Genomic DNA, 18,602 nt, shown 5'->3' with positions numbered 1-18,602 from the left:
GGGCTGCGATTCCACGGGTTTCTTTGCAACAGCTTCTTATCATCTTCAGCAAGATTGTCTCGCGTTGATCGTTCAATGACTGAGATAACGTGTAAGGCATGCCTGCGGGGTACGCCGTGTTCCATAGGCGCGTTAACGGCGTGACATCAACGTTATTTCGTTTTTTACGGCGCTTCTCGTTGCTCACGGACGCCAATTTCTCTACTTTACTTGGAGGTTAATGACGGGGCCGTCCAATTTTGAGGAGTACATACCATGAAATTTCGCTCACTAGGGTTACCGTTGGTGTTGAGTTTACCGCTGTTGCTAAGCGGGTGCGGCACATTTTCCCATTTCTCGTGGTCTAGCCTGTCGCCATTTAACTGGTTTGGCAGCGCGCTGGAAGTTACCGATGCGGTAGTAGGGGGGATCAATGCTGGAACTCCCTTGTCCGAAGGAGCGTTGCAACGCGCATTAGAGGGAAATTATATACTGCGTAGCGGGATGGGGATGAGCAACGGTCAACTGGTTGCGTTTTACCAGGCGCTGGATGGTGATGCCGTAAAGATGGTCATCAGCGGCCCGCCAAAGGGTAGCGTGCGTAAAGTGGAGGTGATGGATTCAACGGTGAGTAGCGCAGGCGGCGTGAAGATCGGTGATGCATTTAGCCAAACCTACAATAAAGCGTTTGAATCCTGCCAGCTAGGGCAAGGCGATGATGCGCGGAGCGTTGAGTGTAGCGCGCCGCAGAGTCGACATATTAGCTATATCTATTCCGGTGAGTGGGGTGGCCCGGAGGGATTGATGCCACCCGACGATATTCTGAAAACCTGGACGGTGAGTAAGATTGTGTGGCATGCACAGGCACGAAGCTAGTTTAGTGATAACGTACAAGATGACGTTGTGTTTACGCAACGTTAGCGTCAAGTGGCTTGCTGTATAATACCGACGCTACTGCAACATTCGTTTGCCATCATTCTCGTCGTAGACCATAACAACAACAGAACGCACTGTTACTTGAGGAAGCAGAAATGACACCAATTCAAAGCGGTATTTTAATGGAACATCGCCGTTTTGCCATTTTTATGGAAGCAATGATTCAGGGGGAGTTTGACGCAATCCGGCAGGGATGCAAAAAATTCTGTCAGTCGTTACATGAACTCCAGCAGCAGTATCCCGATGCTGGATTAGGCGCGGTGTTGGCATTTGGCAGCGATGTTTGGCGCGATCTGGATAGCCACAACGGTGCCAGGGAGTTGAAACCCTTTACCGCGCTGGGCAATGGACTTGCGCCTGCGACGCAGCGCGATCTGTTGATCCACATTCAATCGCTCCGCCATGATGTGAATTTCACGCTGGCGCAGGCGGCGTTGGCCGCATTTGGTAGCGCAATTCGTATCGAAGAAGAAACACATGGTTTCCGCTGGGTGGAAGAACGCGATCTCAGCGGTTTTGTCGATGGCACGGAAAATCCGCAGGGCGATGACCGTCATGCCGTAGCGATTATTCCTGAAGGTCAACCGGATGCAGGCGGCAGTTATGTGTTTACCCAACGTTGGGAACACAACCTGAAGCAGTTGCAGCGCCTGAGTGTGGAACAACAAGAACAGATGATTGGGCGCACGAAGCAGGAGAATGAGGAACTGCCATCCGATCGGCGTCCCGATACGTCGCATCTTAGCCGCGTGGACTTGAAAGAAGAGGGTAAAGGTCTGAAAATTTTGCGTCAGAGCCTGCCTTATGGTTTAGCCAGCGGAAAGAACGGGCTTTATTTTGTCGCTTACTGCGCGCGGCTACACAATATTGAACAGCAGTTATTGAGTATGTTTGGCGATCGTGACGGTAAACGTGATGATATGTTGCGCTTTACGCGCGCGGTCAGTGGAAGTTACTTTTTTGCCCCTTCTCTGGACCAGTTATTGTCGTTATAAGATCGTAGGTGCCCTATCGGTAGATTTTTAGGACGTAATTTGTGACAACGCTTGAACAGTATATTGGTAATACCCCACTGGTAAAATTGCAGCGCATGCCACAAGGGCTGCACAGTGAGATCTGGCTGAAGCTGGAGGGAAATAACCCCGCTGGCTCGGTTAAGGATCGGGCGGTTTTCTCCATGATCCGTCAAGCGGAACTACGCGGTGATATCGCGCCTGGCGATAGACTGATCGAGGCGACCAGCGGGAATACGGGCATTGCGCTGGCAATGATGGCGGCAGTAAAGGGCTATCGGCTACGCTTGCTGATGCCAGATAATATGAGCTATGAACGTCAGGCCGCAATGCACGCGTATGGGGCAGAACTGGTTCTGGTTAATCGCCAGTTAGGGATGGAAGGGGCACGCGATCGTGCGAAACAGATGGTGCTGGCGGGAGAAGGGAAAACGCTCGATCAGTTTAATAATCCTGACAATGCGTTGGCACATTTTTGCACCACTGGCCCTGAAATTTGGCAGCAAACAGCGGGTAAACTGACACACTTTATTTCCAGTATGGGGACGACAGGTACCATTTCCGGTGTTAGCCGCTACCTGAAACAGCAGAATCCGGCAATCTGTACGGTCGGATTACAGCCTGCTGAGGGAAGCCACATCCCCGGTATTCGTCGTTGGACATCAGGCTATATGCCGGGAATTTTTCGCGCCGATCTGGTCGACCGTATTCTGGATATTACGCAGATGGACGCCGAGCAGACATTGCGACAGTTAGCGCGTCAGGAAGGTATTTTCTGTGGCGTGAGTTCCGGTGCCGCCGTGGCGGGCGCGTTGCAGATAGCGGCAGAAAATCCCGGCAGTATCATCGTGGCGATTGCCTGCGATCGCGGCGATCGTTATTTATCTACCGGCGTCTTTGACTAATAGCATCCGGCGCAAGGCTGGATGATAACGATAATGCGAAGACGAGATTGGACTAGGTCGGCTCTGAAAAGTAGAAACGAAAACGGCGCCATCCGGGCGCCGCTTCGTGCAAACGTCATAAACCATCCGTAGCCTGGTGGTTTACTTCTTAATACGGATAACCGGTGTTTCACCGACGACAACCGTACCACTCAGTTTGATCAGTTCCTTGATTTCATCCATGTTGGAAATAACCACTGGTGTCAGCGTAGACTTCGCTTTTTCTTCCAGTAAAGCCAGGTCAAACTCAATAACGAGATCGCCTTTCTTCACGCGTTGGCCTTCTTCGGCGATGCGTTTGAAGCCCTCGCCCTTTAATTCAACGGTATCAATACCAAAGTGCACAAACAGCTCAATACCGCTGTCTGACTCGATGGAAAACGCATGGTTAGTTTCAAAAATTTTACCGATGGTGCCGTCTACCGGGGCGACAATTTTGTTGCCGGTTGGTTTGATAGCAATACCATCACCGACGATTTTTTCTGCAAATACAACATCGGGAACATCTTCAATATTGACGATTTCACCGGACAACGGCGCAATGATTTCGATGCTGCCAGCGTCTTTTTTGTCGTCAGAAACCAGAGATTTCAGTTTATCGAACAACCCCATGATTCTCTCCTAAGCATTAATATTGGGCCAGCATATACCCTAATCTTCCAAGTCGTTGTGGCATTCATATTTTCGCTCCCCGGTTGCAGTACCTTGCTGGCCGGGGTACTGATTGCCACCTTGAAACCGATTAGGTAAAGCAGCATCAGCAGAGCGTTTTTTCTTTAATAAAGCAGCTCACTAGATCGCTTAACTCTTGTGCTGTCGGTTGTGCTAATGCTTGCTCCGCCAGCGCCTTCGCATCTTCGTAATTCGCATTACGGATGATTTTCTTGATGCTCGGGATAGAGATCGCACTCATGCTGAATTCGTCCAGACCCATTCCCAATAACAGTAGTGTAGCACGTTCGTCTCCGGCGAGCTCACCACACATCCCTGTCCATTTGCCTTCGGCATGGGACGCGTCAATAACCTGCTTAATCAGGGTAAGGACGGCAGGGGACATCGGGTTATAGAGATGAGAAATCAGCTCATTACCGCGATCAACAGCAAGAGTATACTGGGTTAAGTCATTTGTCCCAATACTAAAGAAGTCGACTTCTTTGGCTAAATGAGGCGCGATGGCGGCGGCGGCGGGCGTTTCAACCATCACGCCGACTTCAATGCTTTCATCAAAGGCCTTGCCTTCTTCTCTCAGTTGCGCCTTCAGCATTTCCAGTTCGGCTTTTAACTCACGCACTTCTTCCACAGAGATAATCATCGGGAACATGATGCGTAGCTTGCCAAAGCTGGACGCGCGCAGGATGGCACGCAACTGAGCATGGAGAATTTCTTTACGATCGAGGCAGATACGAATAGCGCGCCAACCGAGGAACGGGTTTTCTTCCTTTGGCAGATTCATGTAAGGCAGATCTTTGTCGCCGCCAATATCCATGGTACGCACGATAACCGCCTGAGCGCCTACGGCTTCAGCAACGGCCTTGTATGCCTGAAATTGTTCTTCTTCGGTCGGTAGCGTATCGCGATCCATGAACAGGAACTCGGTACGATAGAGGCCAACGCCTTCCGAACCATTGCGCTCGGCGCCAGCGACATCACGTACGGTGCCGATGTTGGCGCAAACCTCAACCTGATGACCATCCAGCGTGATGGCTGGCAGGTCTTTCAGTTTTGCCAGCTCGTACTTTTCTGCGTTGTACTGCTGCTGAACGGCTTTTAATTCATCAATCTTCTCAGCGGTTGGATTCAGGTAGATATGGTTGTTTACCGCATCGAGGATCAAGTAATCGCCGTTTTTGACTTGCTGGGTCGCATTGGTTGTGCCGACAATCGCTGGCAGTTCCAGTGAACGCGCCATAATGGAGGTGTGAGAGGTACGGCCACCGAGATCGGTAATGAAGCCTAACACTTTATCCAGGTTCAACTGCGCGGTTTCTGACGGCGTCATATCGGCGGCCACCAGAATGACCTCATCCTGAATATCGCCCAGATCGATGATGGGCATATTAAGAATGTTGCGCAGCAAACGTTTCCCAATATCACGCATGTCCGCCGCGCGTTCTTTCAGATATTCGTCATCAAGCTCTTCCAGCGCTTTGGCTTGGTTTTCGATAACGGAAAACGCTGCGGCATCGGCGGAAGCATGTTCATCTTTAATTAGGGCTATGATTTCCTGCTCGAATTCTTCATCCTCCAGCAACATGATGTGGCCTTCGAAGATGGCTTCTTTCTCTGCGCCCAGTGTCTTGCCCGCTTTTTTCTTGATCGCTTCCAACTGCGCGGATGCTTTGGAACGACCAGTCAGAAAACGTTCGATTTCCTGTTCCACCTGATCCGCAGAGATTTTTTTCCGGTTGATGATTATTTCATCTTCTTTCAGTAACAGTGCCTTACCAAAAGCAATTCCCGGTGATACTAATATGCCTGAAATCATAACCCTACCTTACTCGATTCTGATGTTCGCTAAAAAGACCCGTTTATTATTCGAGCTCGGCCATCAGTTTAACCAAATGTTCAACCGCCTTTTGTTCGTCTTCGCCTTCTGCTGCGATAGTGACGACCGTTCCCTGTGTCAGGCCCAGCGTTTGCAATTTGAACAGGCTTTTGGCGCTGGCGCTCTTACCGTTGGACGTTACGGTGATTTCTGAGGCGAAACTTTTGGCTTCTTTGACGAACTGAGCAGCGGGACGAGTGTGCAGGCCATTCGGTGCGGTGATTGTCACTTCTTGCTGGAACATGCTTTTTCCCCAACTTATGGTTTAGATTGATGTTGTGGAACTAAAGTTTAGCCGATCCGCTGAACTTTAGCCTGTTTGGTTAGCGCCTGAGGTATGTACAGGAGCGGGCCGCGATGCGACAGAAAAACCGTCAAACGAATTTCCTGGATAAAATACCACCAAACATTACGGATTCCGCACCGATTATTTTAACCGCGATCGCAAAACGGCAATGTTGCCATTATGCGCAGGGAATAAACAATCCGCGAGGTGTGATGCTGGTCGGTGATTAATTTCACGCATCAAAATAATTGACCGGTTAAATACTAAACCTGATGTAGAAAAGCAATATTTATGTGGTGAAAAGTTTGATGTATGCCACAAAAAAGCACCAAAATAGGTGCTTTTTTAACATGTCATTTACTTATTGAGCGGGTAAAACCGGGCTACTATTGTTGCAGTTCTTGCTCGGTAAAGAGGTCCGCAAACAATGCCGTGCTCAGGTAGCGTTCACCGGAAGAAGGCAGAATAACGACGATTGTTTTATCCTCAAATTCCTTCTCTTTAAGCAAATTCAGCGCGGCGGCAACGGCGGCCCCGGAAGAAATCCCTGCTAAAATGCCCTCTTCTTCCATCAAGCGACGCGCGGTGCTGATGGCCTCTTCATTCGTCACTTTCTCTACGCGATCGACTAATTTCAGGTCCAGGTTATCTGGGATGAAACCGGCACCAATACCCTGAATTTTGTGCGGGCCCGGTTTTAATTCTTCGCCTGCTAGCGCCTGAGAGATGACCGGCGAATCGGCTGGTTCAACCGCCACACTGATGATTGCTTTGCCTTTGGTGTTCTTGATGTAGCGGCTAACGCCAGTTAACGTACCGCCAGTGCCCACACCTGAGATAAAGACGTCAACCTGACCGTCGGTATCTTCCCAGATTTCAGGCCCGGTGGTCTTTTCATGGATCTCTGGGTTTGCAGGGTTGCTGAACTGCTGCAACAACAGATATCGGCTCGGGTCACTAGCGACAATTTCTTCTGCTTTAGCAATCGCGCCCTTCATGCCTTTCGCGCCTTCGGTTAACACCAGATTGGCGCCGAGTGCTTTCAGCAATTTACGACGCTCAATACTCATTGTTTCCGGCATGGTCAGTGTGAGCTTATAGCCGCGCGCCGCCGCAACGTATGCCAGTGCGATCCCCGTGTTTCCGCTGGTGGGTTCAACCAGTTCGATGCCCGGTTTGAGGACGCCACGTTTTTCCGCATCCCAAATTAGGTTAGAGCCGATACGGCATTTGACGCTGAAACTGGGATTGCGGGATTCCACTTTAGCCAGAATGCGTCCATTACCGATACGGTTTAGGCGAACCAGCGGCGTATGGCCGATTGTGAAAGAATTGTCTTCGTAGATCTTGCTCATAGCCTGTCCTTATAACTGTATGAAATTTTTGCCAACGTAGAGAGAATACTCGTTCACACCTGTCCGTGAAGTAAAGAATTGCTATATCGTTATGTTCTTAAGAAATATCTTTTCATTACATATACAAAGCACGGCGCTGTAAAACAACGGCTTATCACCAGTTATGGCGTTTTTTTCGGTAGTGTGGTGGACAGATCACGATAACGGTCTACCCACAGTTGGGTTGCGCCGCATACCGCAACCGGCATAATAACCAAGTTTAACAGTGGCACTAGCGTGAATAGACTGACCAGCGCGCCAAATTGCATATTCGCGATGCTATGGCGACGTAATGCCCGCCGCATGGTTGGAAAGTCTACTTTGTGATTATCAAAAGGATAATCGCAATATTGAATCGCCATCATCCAGGCGCCGAATAGGAACCATAGAATTGGCGCGACGGTTTGCCCAATGCCGGGAATAAAATAGAGGATCAATAATACCAACGCGCGGGGCAGGTAGTATGCCAGTTTCTGAATCTCACGTTTCATTACCCGCGGGATATCTTTGGCGATGCCAAGTATGCCGCTATCCGACAACGTTTGGCCGGTTAATATGGCTTCTAGCTGTTCCGCCAGCAAACCGTTAAAGGGCGCGGCAATGATATTAGCGATAGTGCTGAATAGGTAGCTAAATACCAGCAAGATAGAGAGTACAGCAAGCGGCCAAACGAGATAGCTGAGCCATTGCAGCCAACTCGGAATATAGCTCATGATCTGGGGGATCCAGTCGCTTAATTGATGGAACAGCCACCAAAAAGCGCCTCCCATTAGTATGATATTCATGAGTAAGGGGAGAATAACGAAGCGCCGAATACCCGGTCGTGAGATTAAACGCCATCCGGCAAAAAAATAGTGTACGCCGCTGCGAACCTGGTCTGTGGTGTTGCTGAGAGACGGTTTTGCGAAAGACATAGTGGCAATAGACCCATTCATGTAGTTGTCAGGGCATCATATCGGGATGATCTTATGCTGACCAGACTACATTTGAATGAAAAAACAGCAAAAAAGTGCGTTATATCTATCTTTATTGTCATAAAGTACCGTGCAGACTTGCACTTGTGTACTCAGGCAAATAGAGTTAGTGGTATAAGTATTTGCCGTAGTGGCAATGTATTGTTGGAACAATTGGGATTGCAATGATGCAGGACTTGCGTCTGATATTAATCGTCGTTGGCGCGATCGCGATAATAGCGCTTCTACTGCACGGCTTGTGGACTAGCCGCAAAGAGCGCTCGTCCCTTTTTCGTGACCCCCCGCCTAAACTGAAACGCGCTAAGAAAGTTCGTGATGAAACGCCGTTTGAGGCGTTGGATGACGGTGTTGGCGAAGTCCGCGTTAAGGGCGCGCGTGCGCAGCAGAGCGATCCCCCGCTTGGCAATACTGCTTTTGACCATGCCTCGGAACGTGAAGATGCGGGGGCAGAGGCGAAATCACCGTTTGCTGATGTGTCCCCTGTTTCTTCTTACGATCCTTTACTTGATGAATCGACGCCAGTGGATGATACGCCGCCGCGTGTCCTCGCCTCCGATGATGATTCCATCTCAGAGGTGAATAATACAGACACGCCACGTAGGCCACCTGAACAGGATGTGTCGTCGTCCGTTTCCCAACAGCCCGACGAGTCCTCCGCTGCGAAAGAAGCGGTTTTAGTGCTGCATGTTGTGGCGCACCAGGGGAGCGTCATAGGTGGTGAACTGCTGTTGCAAAGCTTGCTTCAGGCGGGCTTCCAGTTTGGAGAAATGAGCATTTTCCATCGTCACGTGAACCCCGCTGGTGGTGGGCCGGTGCTGTTCAGTCTGGCAAATATGGTGAAACCAGGCTCGTTTAATGTGGATGAAATGGCCGAATTTACCACGCCGGGTGTGTCCATTTTCATGATGGTGCCGTCTTATGGCGACGCCAGTCAGAATTTTAAACTGATGTTACAGTCTGCACAGCGTATCGCTGATGATGTCGGTGGTGTAGTGCAGGATGATGAGCGCCGCATGTTGACGCCGCAGAAAGTTGAATCCTACAAGGCTCGCATTCGGGATGTGTTGAAAGCGAATGCCTGATAGAGCGGTGTCTTTTTTGATGCCAGGTATGTGAGTTCAGAAAGCGAATGAGGGGCCTCCGTGAGTTCATGGAGGCTTTTTTTATTTTTCTTTCTGGCGTAGGGGTAGAAAAATAGCAAGGCGAATGCAGTGAGCGATGAAAAAAAATTAAAACAAGATCTAGGTCTGATTCAGGGAGTAGGGCTGCTTTCTACTTCTTTACTGGGTACTGGCGTGTTTGCCGTCCCCGCATTGGTCGCTCAGCTGGCACAGCAGGATAGTCTGTGGGCGTGGCCGATCTTAATTCTGTTTGTTTTCCCTATTGCCATTGGCTTTGCTGCGTTAGGGCAACATTTTCCCCATGCAGGCGGCGCTGCCCATTTTGTTAACCTCGCCTTTGGGCCGCGCATGGCGCGCGTAACGAGTTGGCTGTTCCTTTCCGTTATTCCTCTCGGCCTGCCTGCCGCTTTGCAGATTGCCGCTGGGTTCTGGCAGGCGGCGTTTGGCTGGAGCAACCTGGGTTTACTCTGCGTACAGCTATTAACGCTGTGTGGTATTTGGCTACTGGGCCTGCGCAGCGCCGGATCTAGCGCCAATATTCAGATCGTCATCGCAATGTTGGTCGTGGGCCTAGTCGTGGCTATCTGGTGGCAGGGCGATATTACACCCGCGCATATCCCCTGGCCGTCGATGAGTGAATTATCCTAGTCTAATACTTTTAGCGCCCTATCCGTTATGTTCTGGTGTTTTGTCGGCCTGGAAGCTTTTGCTCATATGGCGACGGAATTCCGCGAACCGGAGCGGGATTTTCCTCGGGCTTTACTCATCGGCATGCTGGTTGCCGGAGCGGTTTATTGGGGATGTACGGTGGCGGTATTGCATTTTGCCGCCTATGGTGAGGGGATGGCGGCAACGGCGTCTCTGCCGGGTATCGTTGTGCAACTGTTTGGCAAACATGCGCTGTGGATCGCCTGTATTGTTGGGTATTTGGCCTGTTTTGCCAGCGTGAATATCTACACGCAGGGTTTTGCTCGTTTAGTGTGGTCACAGGCGCCGAAAGGCAGTACGCTCGCAACGTTGTCTACAGGACAAACGCCAGTGAACGCCCTGTCGATGGTGGTGCTTTGTTGTCTGGTGTGCTGTCTGTTGATTTACTGGCTCGGCCTGCCGCTGGATATGCTGATAGTTTATGCCAACGGTATCTTCGTACTAATTTACCTACTATGTATGCTGGCGGGATGGCGTTTGCTGACAGGGCGAGCGAGGGTGATGGCAGCCATTGGTGGTATGCTTTGCTGCGCACTGTTGCTGATGATAGGTTGGAAATCGCTTTATGCGCTCATTATGCTGGGCGTGCTGTGGCTGTTTCTACCGCGTAAACAGGTTGAGTTAGCTTCTCGCTGAAGTGTTTATGCCGAATGCGGTGCGAATCGGTAAACGCCCTGAGCAGGGCGTCTTATGGTGGGGATTAGTCGTTTTCTGGCGTACCGATTGGCTTTTCCTCGGTAGGCCATTTGGCCTCCAGTTCGGTCAGTCGTTGCTCCAGACGAGCTATCTTCTCGCGTGTGCGTAGCAGAACCTGCGTCTGAATATCGAATTCTTCACGGTTCACCACATCTAATCGGGTCAATTGAGCCTGTAAGATCTGACGGATTTTTTTTTCTACATCATCACCCAATTCCCGAATACTTTTTGGCATTGATTCATGCACTTGGCGGGCGATTTGTTCAATCTTCTTTGGGTCAATCATGTCGCTTTCCTGATATAGGTTATGTAATTAATGATTATAGCAAGAGCAAGTGTAATGCCTAGGAACGAAATCCGACATCTGCTTTGTACAAATTCAGCATAATTTTACCGTATTTCTACTGACGTTTTGCCTGATTCCGCGTGGCGGATCAATTGCCCTGATGAGGTATTAGCGCTATAGTAACCCTGCTTATTCTCAGGGCGGGGTGTGATTCCCCACCGGCGGTAAACCAGTGAACGTATGAATGAATAAGGTTCTACGTATTGGAAGCCCGCGAGCGCTCACGTGATGTTTTCGCTGTTTATTATCGATTTCGCGACGTGGGGTCAGCAGATCCGGTGTAATTCCGGGGCCGACGGTTAAAGTCCGGATGGGAGAGAGTAACGGCATCTGTCGGGCTTTACGCTCGCTCGCGTTATTTTTGTTAACCATGGCTATGCAATCCGTAGTCGCGGTTACTCCTCAAGCTCGCCCTGATTCTGGTAATCGATAATTACATTGAGGTTTTTTACCATGAATCAGACATTACTTTCTGAATTTGGCAATCCAACCGCACGCGTAGAACGCGCACTTGATGCATTGCGTCATGGGCGAGGGGTGCTGGTGTTGGACGATGAAGATCGTGAGAACGAAGGTGACATGATCTTTTCCGCTGAAAATATGACCGTTGAACAAATGGCGCTGATGATTCGTCATGGCAGCGGCATTGTGTGCCTCTGCCTGACGGAAGAGCGTCGTCAACAGTTAGCTCTGCCGATGATGGTGGAAAATAATTCCAGCCATTTTCAAACCGCGTTTACCGTAACGATTGAAGCGGCTAAAGGCGTAACGACAGGGGTTTCCGCAGCCGATCGTCTGACAACTATTCGCGCTGCGATTGCGGATAACGCAAAACCAAGCGATCTCAATCATCCCGGCCATGTGTTCCCATTGCGCGCGCAACCCGGCGGCGTATTAACGCGCGGTGGTCATACTGAAGCGACGGTGGATCTCATGACGCTGGCAGGCCTGAAGCCATTTGGTGTTTTGTGTGAACTGACGAATGATGATGGTTCTATGGCGCATGCGCCGGAAGTCATCGCATTTGCCAAACAACACGACATGCCCGTGTTAACGATTGAAGATCTGGTGGCTTACCGTATAGCGGTTGAGCGCAAAGCCAGCTGATATAGAAGTATGATAAAGGGCCGATTTAGTGGCCCTTTACTTATATCGATGAATTTATAGTGATGATTAGGCCGTGGCAATGGGGTCTATTGTCAATTGATGCTGATGATGAGCCTGTTCCAGTGTGGTGCGAATACTTTCCATACAATGATTTTTCTCGCCGTATTTCTCCTGCGCCCAACGGCAGCGTTCACGGATGCAGCCTTCGTTTATAACCCGCTCAAGCGCTTGGTTAATCGCCTTCGAATACCGCTTGGTTAACGTAATTCCGCATCCTAATTGCTCAACACGACGCGCATTGTCGAATTGATCGAATGCACTAGGGAAGATGAGCTGTGGAACGGCATGGTAGAAGCACAGCGATACTGTCCCAATTCCCCCGTGATGTATTGCCGCACAGCAGGCATTCAGGCAGTAATCCAGATCGACCTCTTTTCGCACCAGTACGCCATCTTGTTGCGGTAATGCATTTGGGTCTACGCCTACTAGTAGGCACTGTTTCCTTAAACGAAGTATTTCGTTAATGATTCGCCGCAACAGATTCTCGTCTTGTTGAAGCGCCCAGCCAGGGCAAAACAGCACCGTCTCCTGCGCAAAGAAGTCGGGTGGTACATTGCGGTTATCTGACGGTGTAGAAGCTTTGAAAAGCGGAAATCCGACTAACGTTGCGTTATGTGGCCAGTCTGCTTGAACAGGGGCAAACCAATCTGGAAACAGGCAAACTAAACCATCATCTGAATGATGTGTCCAATGTGTCAGAATTCTTGTTATAGGCGGCAAGTTTATTTTTTGCCGGAAAGCATTAACGCCAGCAGCGAGCCGTCTGTCTAGCACCTGTTTTTCATACACACGGATAAGATACTTGCGCAGTGGTCGGGGGAGCAAATTGAGCCAACTGAGCTTGGCATGTTGCGGCAGCTTATCCTGTGATAGAAAAGTCGACGGGCCAACGCGCATGGGGATGACACAGCATTTTTTTACTTCTGCTAGTGATTTAGCGGCAAAAGACCAAAGTGAGGTGACCATGATATCAGCGGCATCGACTCTACTTACGAGTTGGTCATACATCGTTTCTTGCTGCGTCAGCATATAGCGGCATAAGGTATCCAGCGCTGTTCTTTTGTGCCACAGTTCTGGCGAAGTAATGGTTTTCTGATATTCGTGTGCTGAGCCGATACTAATAAAATTCATCCCCCGAGATTCCGCGAGCGCTTTAAAAAAGGGATTGGCGCACAGGTAAACGCAATGACCCGATTTTACTAAGTGATCGCCAACTAAAATGAATGGGTAGACATCGCCAGCCGATCCAAGTGCGGCTAAATATACATTCATATTTTAATTCCTTTAATCTTAAGGGATAACGTTTTCGAAAATATCTTTCAGCGCAAGTGATGCCTGCTTATTCTCTAAATCAAGGAAGTGACCGGCATGACTAACAGTATAAAACTCACTATTAGGAAGGTAATTTTTTAAGTATTTAACGTCTTCACAGGTCGTATACTCATCACGTTCCCCATTGATAAAAATGACGGGGATAGATGTCTTACTGATTAGACGCTTATAATCAAAATCTTTTAGCTTGATGATTTGTTCCAAGTGAAAACAAGCCTGATGATACTCATGAATATCCAGATTGGCGATGTGTTTATAGTTGGTTCGTTTGAGTGCGCGTGGCAAATACTTTCCTACCTCATCGTTTAGCAACATACCTAACTCGGAAAATTTATTGGCATAAACATAGTCACGCGCTTTAAGAATATACCGCTCCATTTTCTCATTAATAGTGATTGAGAACGAGGCAATTACGGCTTTCTTAATAATGTCCGTATTTTGGTTTGCCGCCATAAGTGCAGCTAACCCGCCCCAGGAAACGGACATAATAATCTCAGGTTCATAGTGACGAATCAGATGATTGATGATCTCGACTTCCTGCTCTTTGGTGATGATACTGAGTGACTTATTCATGGGTTTGGATTTCCCTGCGAAGGGTAAATCGAAAAGAATGGTATTCACTCGACCTTCTAAATGCTTAACCCAATGTAAAAATGACGAAGATGTCGCCAACGCACCATTAACCAGAATTGCAGATTGTAATTTACTACTATAAATATGACGTTCAACATTGATTTTATAACCGTTATAAACAACTATTTCTTGTTTAAATACCATCATTAGCCTCCTAAGGCTTTTCCCTCATGATTAGGTTAGTGAGAACTCCATCAATGCTATTGAAGGTGAATATATATATATATTACCGTATTTTCCATATAATTATTTTTTACCCCCGAATCTCGGGAAATTTAAGAAGACGTTGAGGCATCGGTGCGGTTTGAACACTTGAATTAATCAATTGTTCAAACACCTTATTCTAAATAAAATCGTCGATTAAACCTAAAACAAAACTCAGCGAGATAACGCAGTAAATATTTGTTAGCGATCGCATGATATGTTCCATACATTAATTTTTCACCATTGATTATCATGGTATTAATCCACTTAAAATAAGGCAATGTTTCACGTTCTGCGCCGACGCCCGTCACGACGGCATAATGAACGCTTTTCGCCTCTTTGACCCCGAGAAAACAAATCAGAGCCTCAGTTCCATATGCTTTCATAAACTGATGAATAGAAATTATTTTTGGAAATTGAACGTGATTATCAGCCATGATGTTATCCTTATGAACCCACTGATATTAGGTATAGCTCATGAGGATGAGTATTAAGGGTAAACAAGAGTATTCTTATTATTCCCTTAAAAAGAGAAGTGAATAATGACAAATGGCGTGGATAACGCAGTGGGTATAGCGTATTCACGCTGGCAATGAAACCAGCGTGGTATGATTAGGGTTTTCTCGCCAGTAGGGTAGCGAAACGTAGCTTAATACGGTTACCCTGCGCATCGGTTTTGTGTAGTTCCCCCATATCCTCGTTATATTTGAGGATTTCCCAATCGGCATAATAGTCCTTCAGTTCGCCTTCTTTAAAAGTAAACGAGAAGGGCATTGGGCATGGACAATCTTCCGTGGACATCGCGGCAATAATCAGGTTATAGCCGCCGTTAACGGTACTTTCCTGCATATTGCTAATAATGTGCGGAATGCGATCTCGTTCCAGGAACATCAGTACGACAGTTGACAGGATGAAATCGTATTGTGCTTTTATTTCCGCAAGGTTGATATTGTAAACGCCTGCTCGGATGTTCTCCAGCGCTTCGCTTTTAATGATGTTATTTAGCGAATCAATACTGGGTTCGTGTTTATCACAGGCGGTAACGTCAAATCCGCGCAGGTTCAAATACAGAGCGTTTCGTCCGCCGCCACAGCCTAAATCGAGTGCTTTACCCGGTTTAACGTACTGCATCGCCTTGATCACTTCGGAATGGGTACGCGTCAGACCATATTTTTTATGATAGAAATCCTCGGGCGAACAATAAAAGCTGAGTTGACATTCCAGATCGTCAGAACACGAAACAATGCGGTGCCAGGCCTGTGGTTCCACAAAAGGCGGCTGGTTGTGCTCGGAAAAATGATACGTCTCCAGCGTATCGCCATCTTCGGTTAACATGGCGAAGGTCATTTCCCCGCGCAACACGGTCAATTTTGCCCAGGTGCCTGCTTGCGTATTGTGCTTTTCCTTAAATGCCTCGGGCAGCGTCAGGTGGTTCCACTGTGGCATTTTTTTATAACAAATGAGATCTTGCATCGTTACCTCGGTCCATAAATGCTGAAAGCGATGACTATATTCTATGAATCCCCACACGGTCTGACCAGAAATATGTATTTTATATGCATATTTATTTTGCGGTATCAGGTAGTGGCAGAAAGCTGTCGTAGCAGTGGGAAGGCGTCCTTCATTCTGGCACCGCCGACCACAAAGGCACGTAGCTTGTGTTGGCTATCCCGTGCTTGCGCCACCATACCCTGTTCGTCCCATTCCTGTTGCCAGTGTAAATCGCTACCGGCGGCATCGCCTGCCATCTGCAAAGGAAACAGCGGCGTCTTGATTTTTACCAGCATTGGCGGCAGCGTCAGCATTTCATTGCCGCCTAGCAGATTTTTCGCCAGTGGCATTGCGGCCAACTGGATAGCCTGCAGGAAGGGCAGGAGCCTACCGTTAATCTCCGCACAGTCGCCTAGCGCATAAATCTGCGGATCGCTGGTCTGTAACTGCGCATTGGTCTGGGTGCCTTTCCGCACAGCCAACCCTGCTGTTTGCGCTAGCGGTGTGTTAGGCTGCAAACCGATAGCGGCGATGATTTCATCGACCTCAATAGTCCGCCCATCGATAAATGTCGCCCGCACGCCAGTTTCGGTTTTCTCTAGCTGTTGCAGGGTGGTATTCAGATGCAGTGAGACCCCTTGCTGCGTCAGCGTGAATTGCAGACGTGCGCTGACTTCGGGCGGCATCAACGCGGGTAGAATGCTACTGGCGCAGTCAGCTAGGGTGACACGTTTTCCCGCGCGGCGTAAATCCATCGCCAGTTCGGTGCCAATCAACCCGGCACCGAGTACAAGTATACGTTCGGCCTGCCAGAGCCGACTTTCGTGAGTACGGTATTCCTGCTGGCTATTGAGCGTTAGCATATGTTCATGCCCTGGAATTGGTGGCACCCTTGCGCTGGCTCCTGTCGCCAGTACTAGCTTCTGGTAATCATAACGATCCGTGCCGCAAGCAACCTGTTGCGCCTGGCGATCAATCGCGGTGACGCGCGTGTTTGCCAGTAGCGTAATGCGGTTTTCCTCCGCGAATTCTGCGGCTTGCATTTTCGTCAGATCGTCGGCGCGTTGCTGTTGGCTCATCACATGGCTTAAATCCGGCTTGTTGTACTCATCGCCGTTGTCGGCAGCGATCATACGGATAGGACAATGAGCATCCAGCCTACGTAGCTGCCGAATAAGCTGGCGGGCGGCAAAGCCCGCGCCAATAATCACGATATCTTTCATCATCCTCGCCTCAACGCATTGGATTGAAAACGTCTTTACCCAGCCCGCATTCCGGGCAGAGGAAGCTGTCTGGCACGTCTGACCAGACGGTGCCGGGGGCGACATCCTGCATCGGTTCACCCAGCGCCGGATCGTATATCCACTGGCAGACGCTGCACTGCATACGGCCACTGTCTGATAGCGCCGCGGGCGGTACGGTTGACTCTGACGCGGTGACTTCATTACACCCACAAGCGCTGGTAGCGGGGGCACTTGCGGCGAGTGGTGTGACGGGAGATTGTGGTATGGCGGTCGTCGGTTTTACCGGTGAGATAACGCGACGAGCCGGCGTATTATCCAACGGATGCAGCGCCCACTGACGTGCGATTTCGCGGCCGTGTTCACGGCAAATCTCCAATGCGCTGCCATCAGGACGCCACTTGGTTTTCAACGCCAGCGTGGTTTCAAAACCGGCGTCCATCAGGCGAGTTTGCACGCGATCGACCGCGCCCCCGTTCCAGCCGTAGCTACCGAATGCGGACGCTTTCTTGTTTTGAAAACGCAGGCCGGTAATCTCCTCCAACATTGCGGCAACTTTCGGCATCATTACATTATTCATCGTCGATGAACCGACCAATACGCCTTTCGACCGGAAGACCTGCGTTAGGATCTCATTCTTGTCATGGCGGGCGACGTTATAAATTTTCACCGCGACACCGGGATCGACATCGTTGATACCCTGCGCGATGGCGTCGGCCATCATGCGGGTATTGTTAGACATGGTGTCGTAAAACAGCGTGATGCGATCTTCCTGATAGCTATCGGCCCACTTCAGATACAGGTGGATGATCTGGGCCGGATCGTCACGCCATACCACGCCGTGTGAGGTGGCGACCATCGACAGCGGCAGGTTAAAGCCCAGCACTTCGTGGATCTTGGCGGTCACTAAGCGGCTGAATGGCGTCAGAATGTTGGCGAAATAGCGCTGGCACTGCTCGAATAGCTCGGTTTGATCTACCTCATCGTTAAACAAGTGTTCATCACAGTAGTGCTGGCCGAACGCGTCGTTACTGAATAATACGGCATCCTCGGTCAGGTAAGTCATCATACTGTCCGGCCAGTGCAGCATCGGTGTTTCGATAAAGATCAATTGTTTGCCATTGCCGATGTCCAGCGTATCGCCGGTTTTGACCGTGTGAAAATTCCATTCGGGATGATGATGATGGCCGGTAATGGAATCGATCGCATTGAAAGTGCAATAGATCGGTGTATGGGGAATGTGCGCCATTAGCTCACTGAGTGCGCCAGCGTGATCTTCTTCGGCGTGGTTGATCACGATGTAATCGATGGCGTTTAGATCCACTTCCGCCATCAGGTTCTGCACAAACTCACGGCTGAATTTATGATCGACGGTGTCGATCAGCACGGTCTTCTCTTCGCGGATGAGATAGCTATTGTAGCTGCTGCCTTTCAGCGTTTTGTATTCCGTACCGTGGAAGTCACGGACTTCCCAGTCGCGTTGTCCAACCCAGTGAATATTATTCTTAACGTGAATTGCCATGTTCTGAGACCTCAATGGTAACAATCAGGAGAGTTGTCATTGAGATTGCAGAAACCGTGCCAATTTTTAA

Annotated in this window: 16 protein-coding genes, 2 pseudogenes and 1 riboswitch; of the genes and pseudogenes, 6 read left to right on the top strand and 12 right to left on the bottom strand. The window is 49.4% G+C overall.

Going from position 1 to position 18,602, the window contains the following annotated elements; all coding sequences use genetic code 11:
• Positions 1-255: 255 nt before the first annotated feature.
• From RFN81_RS15950 to cysM, 3 genes are all read left to right on the top strand, one after another.
• Complete coding sequence (locus tag RFN81_RS15950) at positions 256-855, top strand: RpoE-regulated lipoprotein (protein ID WP_264496760.1); 600 nt, start codon at positions 256-258, stop codon at positions 853-855.
• 155 nt (positions 856-1,010) lie between these two features.
• A complete protein-coding gene (locus tag RFN81_RS15945) occupies positions 1,011-1,910 on the top strand; it encodes a Dyp-type peroxidase (protein WP_264496759.1) in 900 nt (299 codons plus the stop codon).
• A gap of 41 nt (positions 1,911-1,951) precedes the next feature.
• Complete coding sequence (cysM, locus tag RFN81_RS15940) at positions 1,952-2,833, top strand: cysteine synthase CysM (RefSeq protein ID WP_264496758.1); 882 nt, start codon at positions 1,952-1,954, stop codon at positions 2,831-2,833.
• Between the two features lie 141 nt (positions 2,834-2,974).
• On the opposite strand, the gene crr is transcribed toward cysM, so the two are convergent.
• From crr to cysZ, 5 genes are all read right to left on the bottom strand, one after another.
• On the bottom strand, positions 2,975-3,484 hold the full coding sequence (crr, locus tag RFN81_RS15935) for a PTS glucose transporter subunit IIA (RefSeq protein WP_264496757.1): 510 nt from the start codon (positions 3,482-3,484) through the stop codon (positions 2,975-2,977).
• Between the two features lie 145 nt (positions 3,485-3,629).
• On the bottom strand, positions 3,630-5,357 hold the full coding sequence (gene ptsI / locus RFN81_RS15930) for a phosphoenolpyruvate-protein phosphotransferase PtsI (protein ID WP_264496756.1): 1,728 nt from the start codon (positions 5,355-5,357) through the stop codon (positions 3,630-3,632).
• A gap of 46 nt (positions 5,358-5,403) precedes the next feature.
• Positions 5,404-5,661: a phosphocarrier protein Hpr gene (gene ptsH, locus RFN81_RS15925; RefSeq protein WP_264496755.1), complete on the bottom strand. Its 258-nt coding sequence runs from the start codon at positions 5,659-5,661 to the stop codon at positions 5,404-5,406.
• Positions 5,662-6,089: 428 nt separating this feature from the next.
• The gene (cysK, locus tag RFN81_RS15920; protein WP_264496754.1) at positions 6,090-7,058 is read right to left on the bottom strand and encodes a cysteine synthase A; all 969 of its coding nucleotides are present in this window, start codon (positions 7,056-7,058) and stop codon (positions 6,090-6,092) included.
• Between the two features lie 161 nt (positions 7,059-7,219).
• Entirely contained in the window at positions 7,220-8,011 is a 792-nt protein-coding gene (gene cysZ / locus RFN81_RS15915; RefSeq protein WP_264496753.1) for a sulfate transporter CysZ, read from the bottom strand.
• 224 nt (positions 8,012-8,235) lie between these two features.
• On the opposite strand from cysZ, the gene zipA reads away from it, so the two are divergent.
• Both zipA and yjeH read left to right on the top strand, forming a co-directional pair.
• Positions 8,236-9,153 carry a cell division protein ZipA gene (zipA, locus tag RFN81_RS15910; protein ID WP_264496752.1) on the top strand — a complete coding sequence of 306 codons (918 nt, stop codon included), beginning with the start codon at positions 8,236-8,238 and terminating at the stop codon, positions 9,151-9,153.
• A gap of 129 nt (positions 9,154-9,282) precedes the next feature.
• A pseudogene (yjeH, locus tag RFN81_RS15905) lies at positions 9,283-10,536 on the top strand (L-methionine/branched-chain amino acid transporter).
• Positions 10,537-10,600: 64 nt separating this feature from the next.
• Here yjeH and ubiK read toward each other — a convergent pair.
• On the bottom strand, positions 10,601-10,882 hold the full coding sequence (gene ubiK / locus RFN81_RS15900; protein ID WP_264496751.1) for a ubiquinone biosynthesis accessory factor UbiK: 282 nt from the start codon (positions 10,880-10,882) through the stop codon (positions 10,601-10,603).
• Between the two features lie 187 nt (positions 10,883-11,069).
• A riboswitch (FMN riboswitch) is annotated at positions 11,070-11,268 on the top strand.
• 127 nt (positions 11,269-11,395) lie between these two features.
• Between ubiK and ribB the strand changes: the two genes are divergently transcribed.
• Complete coding sequence (gene ribB / locus RFN81_RS15895) at positions 11,396-12,049, top strand: 3,4-dihydroxy-2-butanone-4-phosphate synthase (RefSeq protein ID WP_264496750.1); 654 nt, start codon at positions 11,396-11,398, stop codon at positions 12,047-12,049.
• 66 nt (positions 12,050-12,115) lie between these two features.
• On the opposite strand, the gene RFN81_RS15890 is transcribed toward ribB, so the two are convergent.
• From RFN81_RS15890 to norV, 6 genes and pseudogenes are all read right to left on the bottom strand, one after another.
• A complete protein-coding gene (locus RFN81_RS15890) occupies positions 12,116-13,381 on the bottom strand; it encodes a glycosyltransferase (RefSeq protein WP_264496749.1) in 1,266 nt (421 codons plus the stop codon).
• Positions 13,382-13,399: 18 nt separating this feature from the next.
• On the bottom strand, positions 13,400-14,221 hold the full coding sequence (locus RFN81_RS15885; RefSeq protein WP_264496748.1) for an alpha/beta fold hydrolase: 822 nt from the start codon (positions 14,219-14,221) through the stop codon (positions 13,400-13,402).
• A 106-nt stretch (positions 14,222-14,327) separates the two neighbouring features.
• Positions 14,328-14,649, bottom strand: a pseudogene (locus RFN81_RS15880) (transposase); the annotation flags it as partial.
• 241 nt (positions 14,650-14,890) lie between these two features.
• A complete protein-coding gene (tehB, locus tag RFN81_RS15875) occupies positions 14,891-15,751 on the bottom strand; it encodes an SAM-dependent methyltransferase TehB (protein WP_264496747.1) in 861 nt (286 codons plus the stop codon).
• Positions 15,752-15,855: 104 nt separating this feature from the next.
• The gene (gene norW, locus RFN81_RS15870; RefSeq protein ID WP_264496746.1) at positions 15,856-16,995 is read right to left on the bottom strand and encodes an NADH:flavorubredoxin reductase NorW; all 1,140 of its coding nucleotides are present in this window, start codon (positions 16,993-16,995) and stop codon (positions 15,856-15,858) included.
• Positions 16,996-17,002: 7 nt separating this feature from the next.
• A complete protein-coding gene (gene norV / locus RFN81_RS15865; RefSeq protein ID WP_264496745.1) occupies positions 17,003-18,532 on the bottom strand; it encodes an anaerobic nitric oxide reductase flavorubredoxin in 1,530 nt (509 codons plus the stop codon).
• Positions 18,533-18,602: the final 70 nt, after the last annotated feature.

It is taken from the genome of Pectobacterium cacticida (assembly GCF_036885195.1).
Taxonomy (GTDB): Bacteria; Pseudomonadota; Gammaproteobacteria; order Enterobacterales; family Enterobacteriaceae; genus Pectobacterium; species Pectobacterium cacticida.
Note: the sequence above shows the minus strand (reverse complement) of the source record. Positions and strands in the feature narration are given on the sequence as shown.

What these genes read in the sequence shown, in the direction of transcription:
- RFN81_RS15950 (WP_264496760.1), top strand. Translation starts at nt 256, where the DNA reads ATGAAATTTCGCTCACTAGGGTTACCGTTGGTGTTGAGTTTACCGCTG.
- RFN81_RS15945 (WP_264496759.1), top strand. Translation starts at nt 1,011, where the DNA reads ATGACACCAATTCAAAGCGGTATTTTAATGGAACATCGCCGTTTTGCC.
- crr (WP_264496757.1), bottom strand. Translation starts at nt 3,484, where the DNA reads ATGGGGTTGTTCGATAAACTGAAATCTCTGGTTTCTGACGACAAAAAA.
- ptsI (WP_264496756.1), bottom strand. Translation starts at nt 5,357, where the DNA reads ATGATTTCAGGCATATTAGTATCACCGGGAATTGCTTTTGGTAAGGCA.
- ptsH (WP_264496755.1), bottom strand. Translation starts at nt 5,661, where the DNA reads ATGTTCCAGCAAGAAGTGACAATCACCGCACCGAATGGCCTGCACACT.
- cysK (WP_264496754.1), bottom strand. Translation starts at nt 7,058, where the DNA reads ATGAGCAAGATCTACGAAGACAATTCTTTCACAATCGGCCATACGCCG.
- cysZ (WP_264496753.1), bottom strand. Translation starts at nt 8,011, where the DNA reads ATGTCTTTCGCAAAACCGTCTCTCAGCAACACCACAGACCAGGTTCGC.
- zipA (WP_264496752.1), top strand. Translation starts at nt 8,236, where the DNA reads ATGATGCAGGACTTGCGTCTGATATTAATCGTCGTTGGCGCGATCGCG.
- ubiK (WP_264496751.1), bottom strand. Translation starts at nt 10,882, where the DNA reads ATGATTGACCCAAAGAAGATTGAACAAATCGCCCGCCAAGTGCATGAA.
- ribB (WP_264496750.1), top strand. Translation starts at nt 11,396, where the DNA reads ATGAATCAGACATTACTTTCTGAATTTGGCAATCCAACCGCACGCGTA.
- RFN81_RS15890 (WP_264496749.1), bottom strand. Translation starts at nt 13,381, where the DNA reads ATGAATGTATATTTAGCCGCACTTGGATCGGCTGGCGATGTCTACCCA.
- RFN81_RS15885 (WP_264496748.1), bottom strand. Translation starts at nt 14,221, where the DNA reads ATGATGGTATTTAAACAAGAAATAGTTGTTTATAACGGTTATAAAATC.
- tehB (WP_264496747.1), bottom strand. Translation starts at nt 15,751, where the DNA reads ATGCAAGATCTCATTTGTTATAAAAAAATGCCACAGTGGAACCACCTG.
- norW (WP_264496746.1), bottom strand. Translation starts at nt 16,995, where the DNA reads ATGATGAAAGATATCGTGATTATTGGCGCGGGCTTTGCCGCCCGCCAG.
- norV (WP_264496745.1), bottom strand. Translation starts at nt 18,532, where the DNA reads ATGGCAATTCACGTTAAGAATAATATTCACTGGGTTGGACAACGCGAC.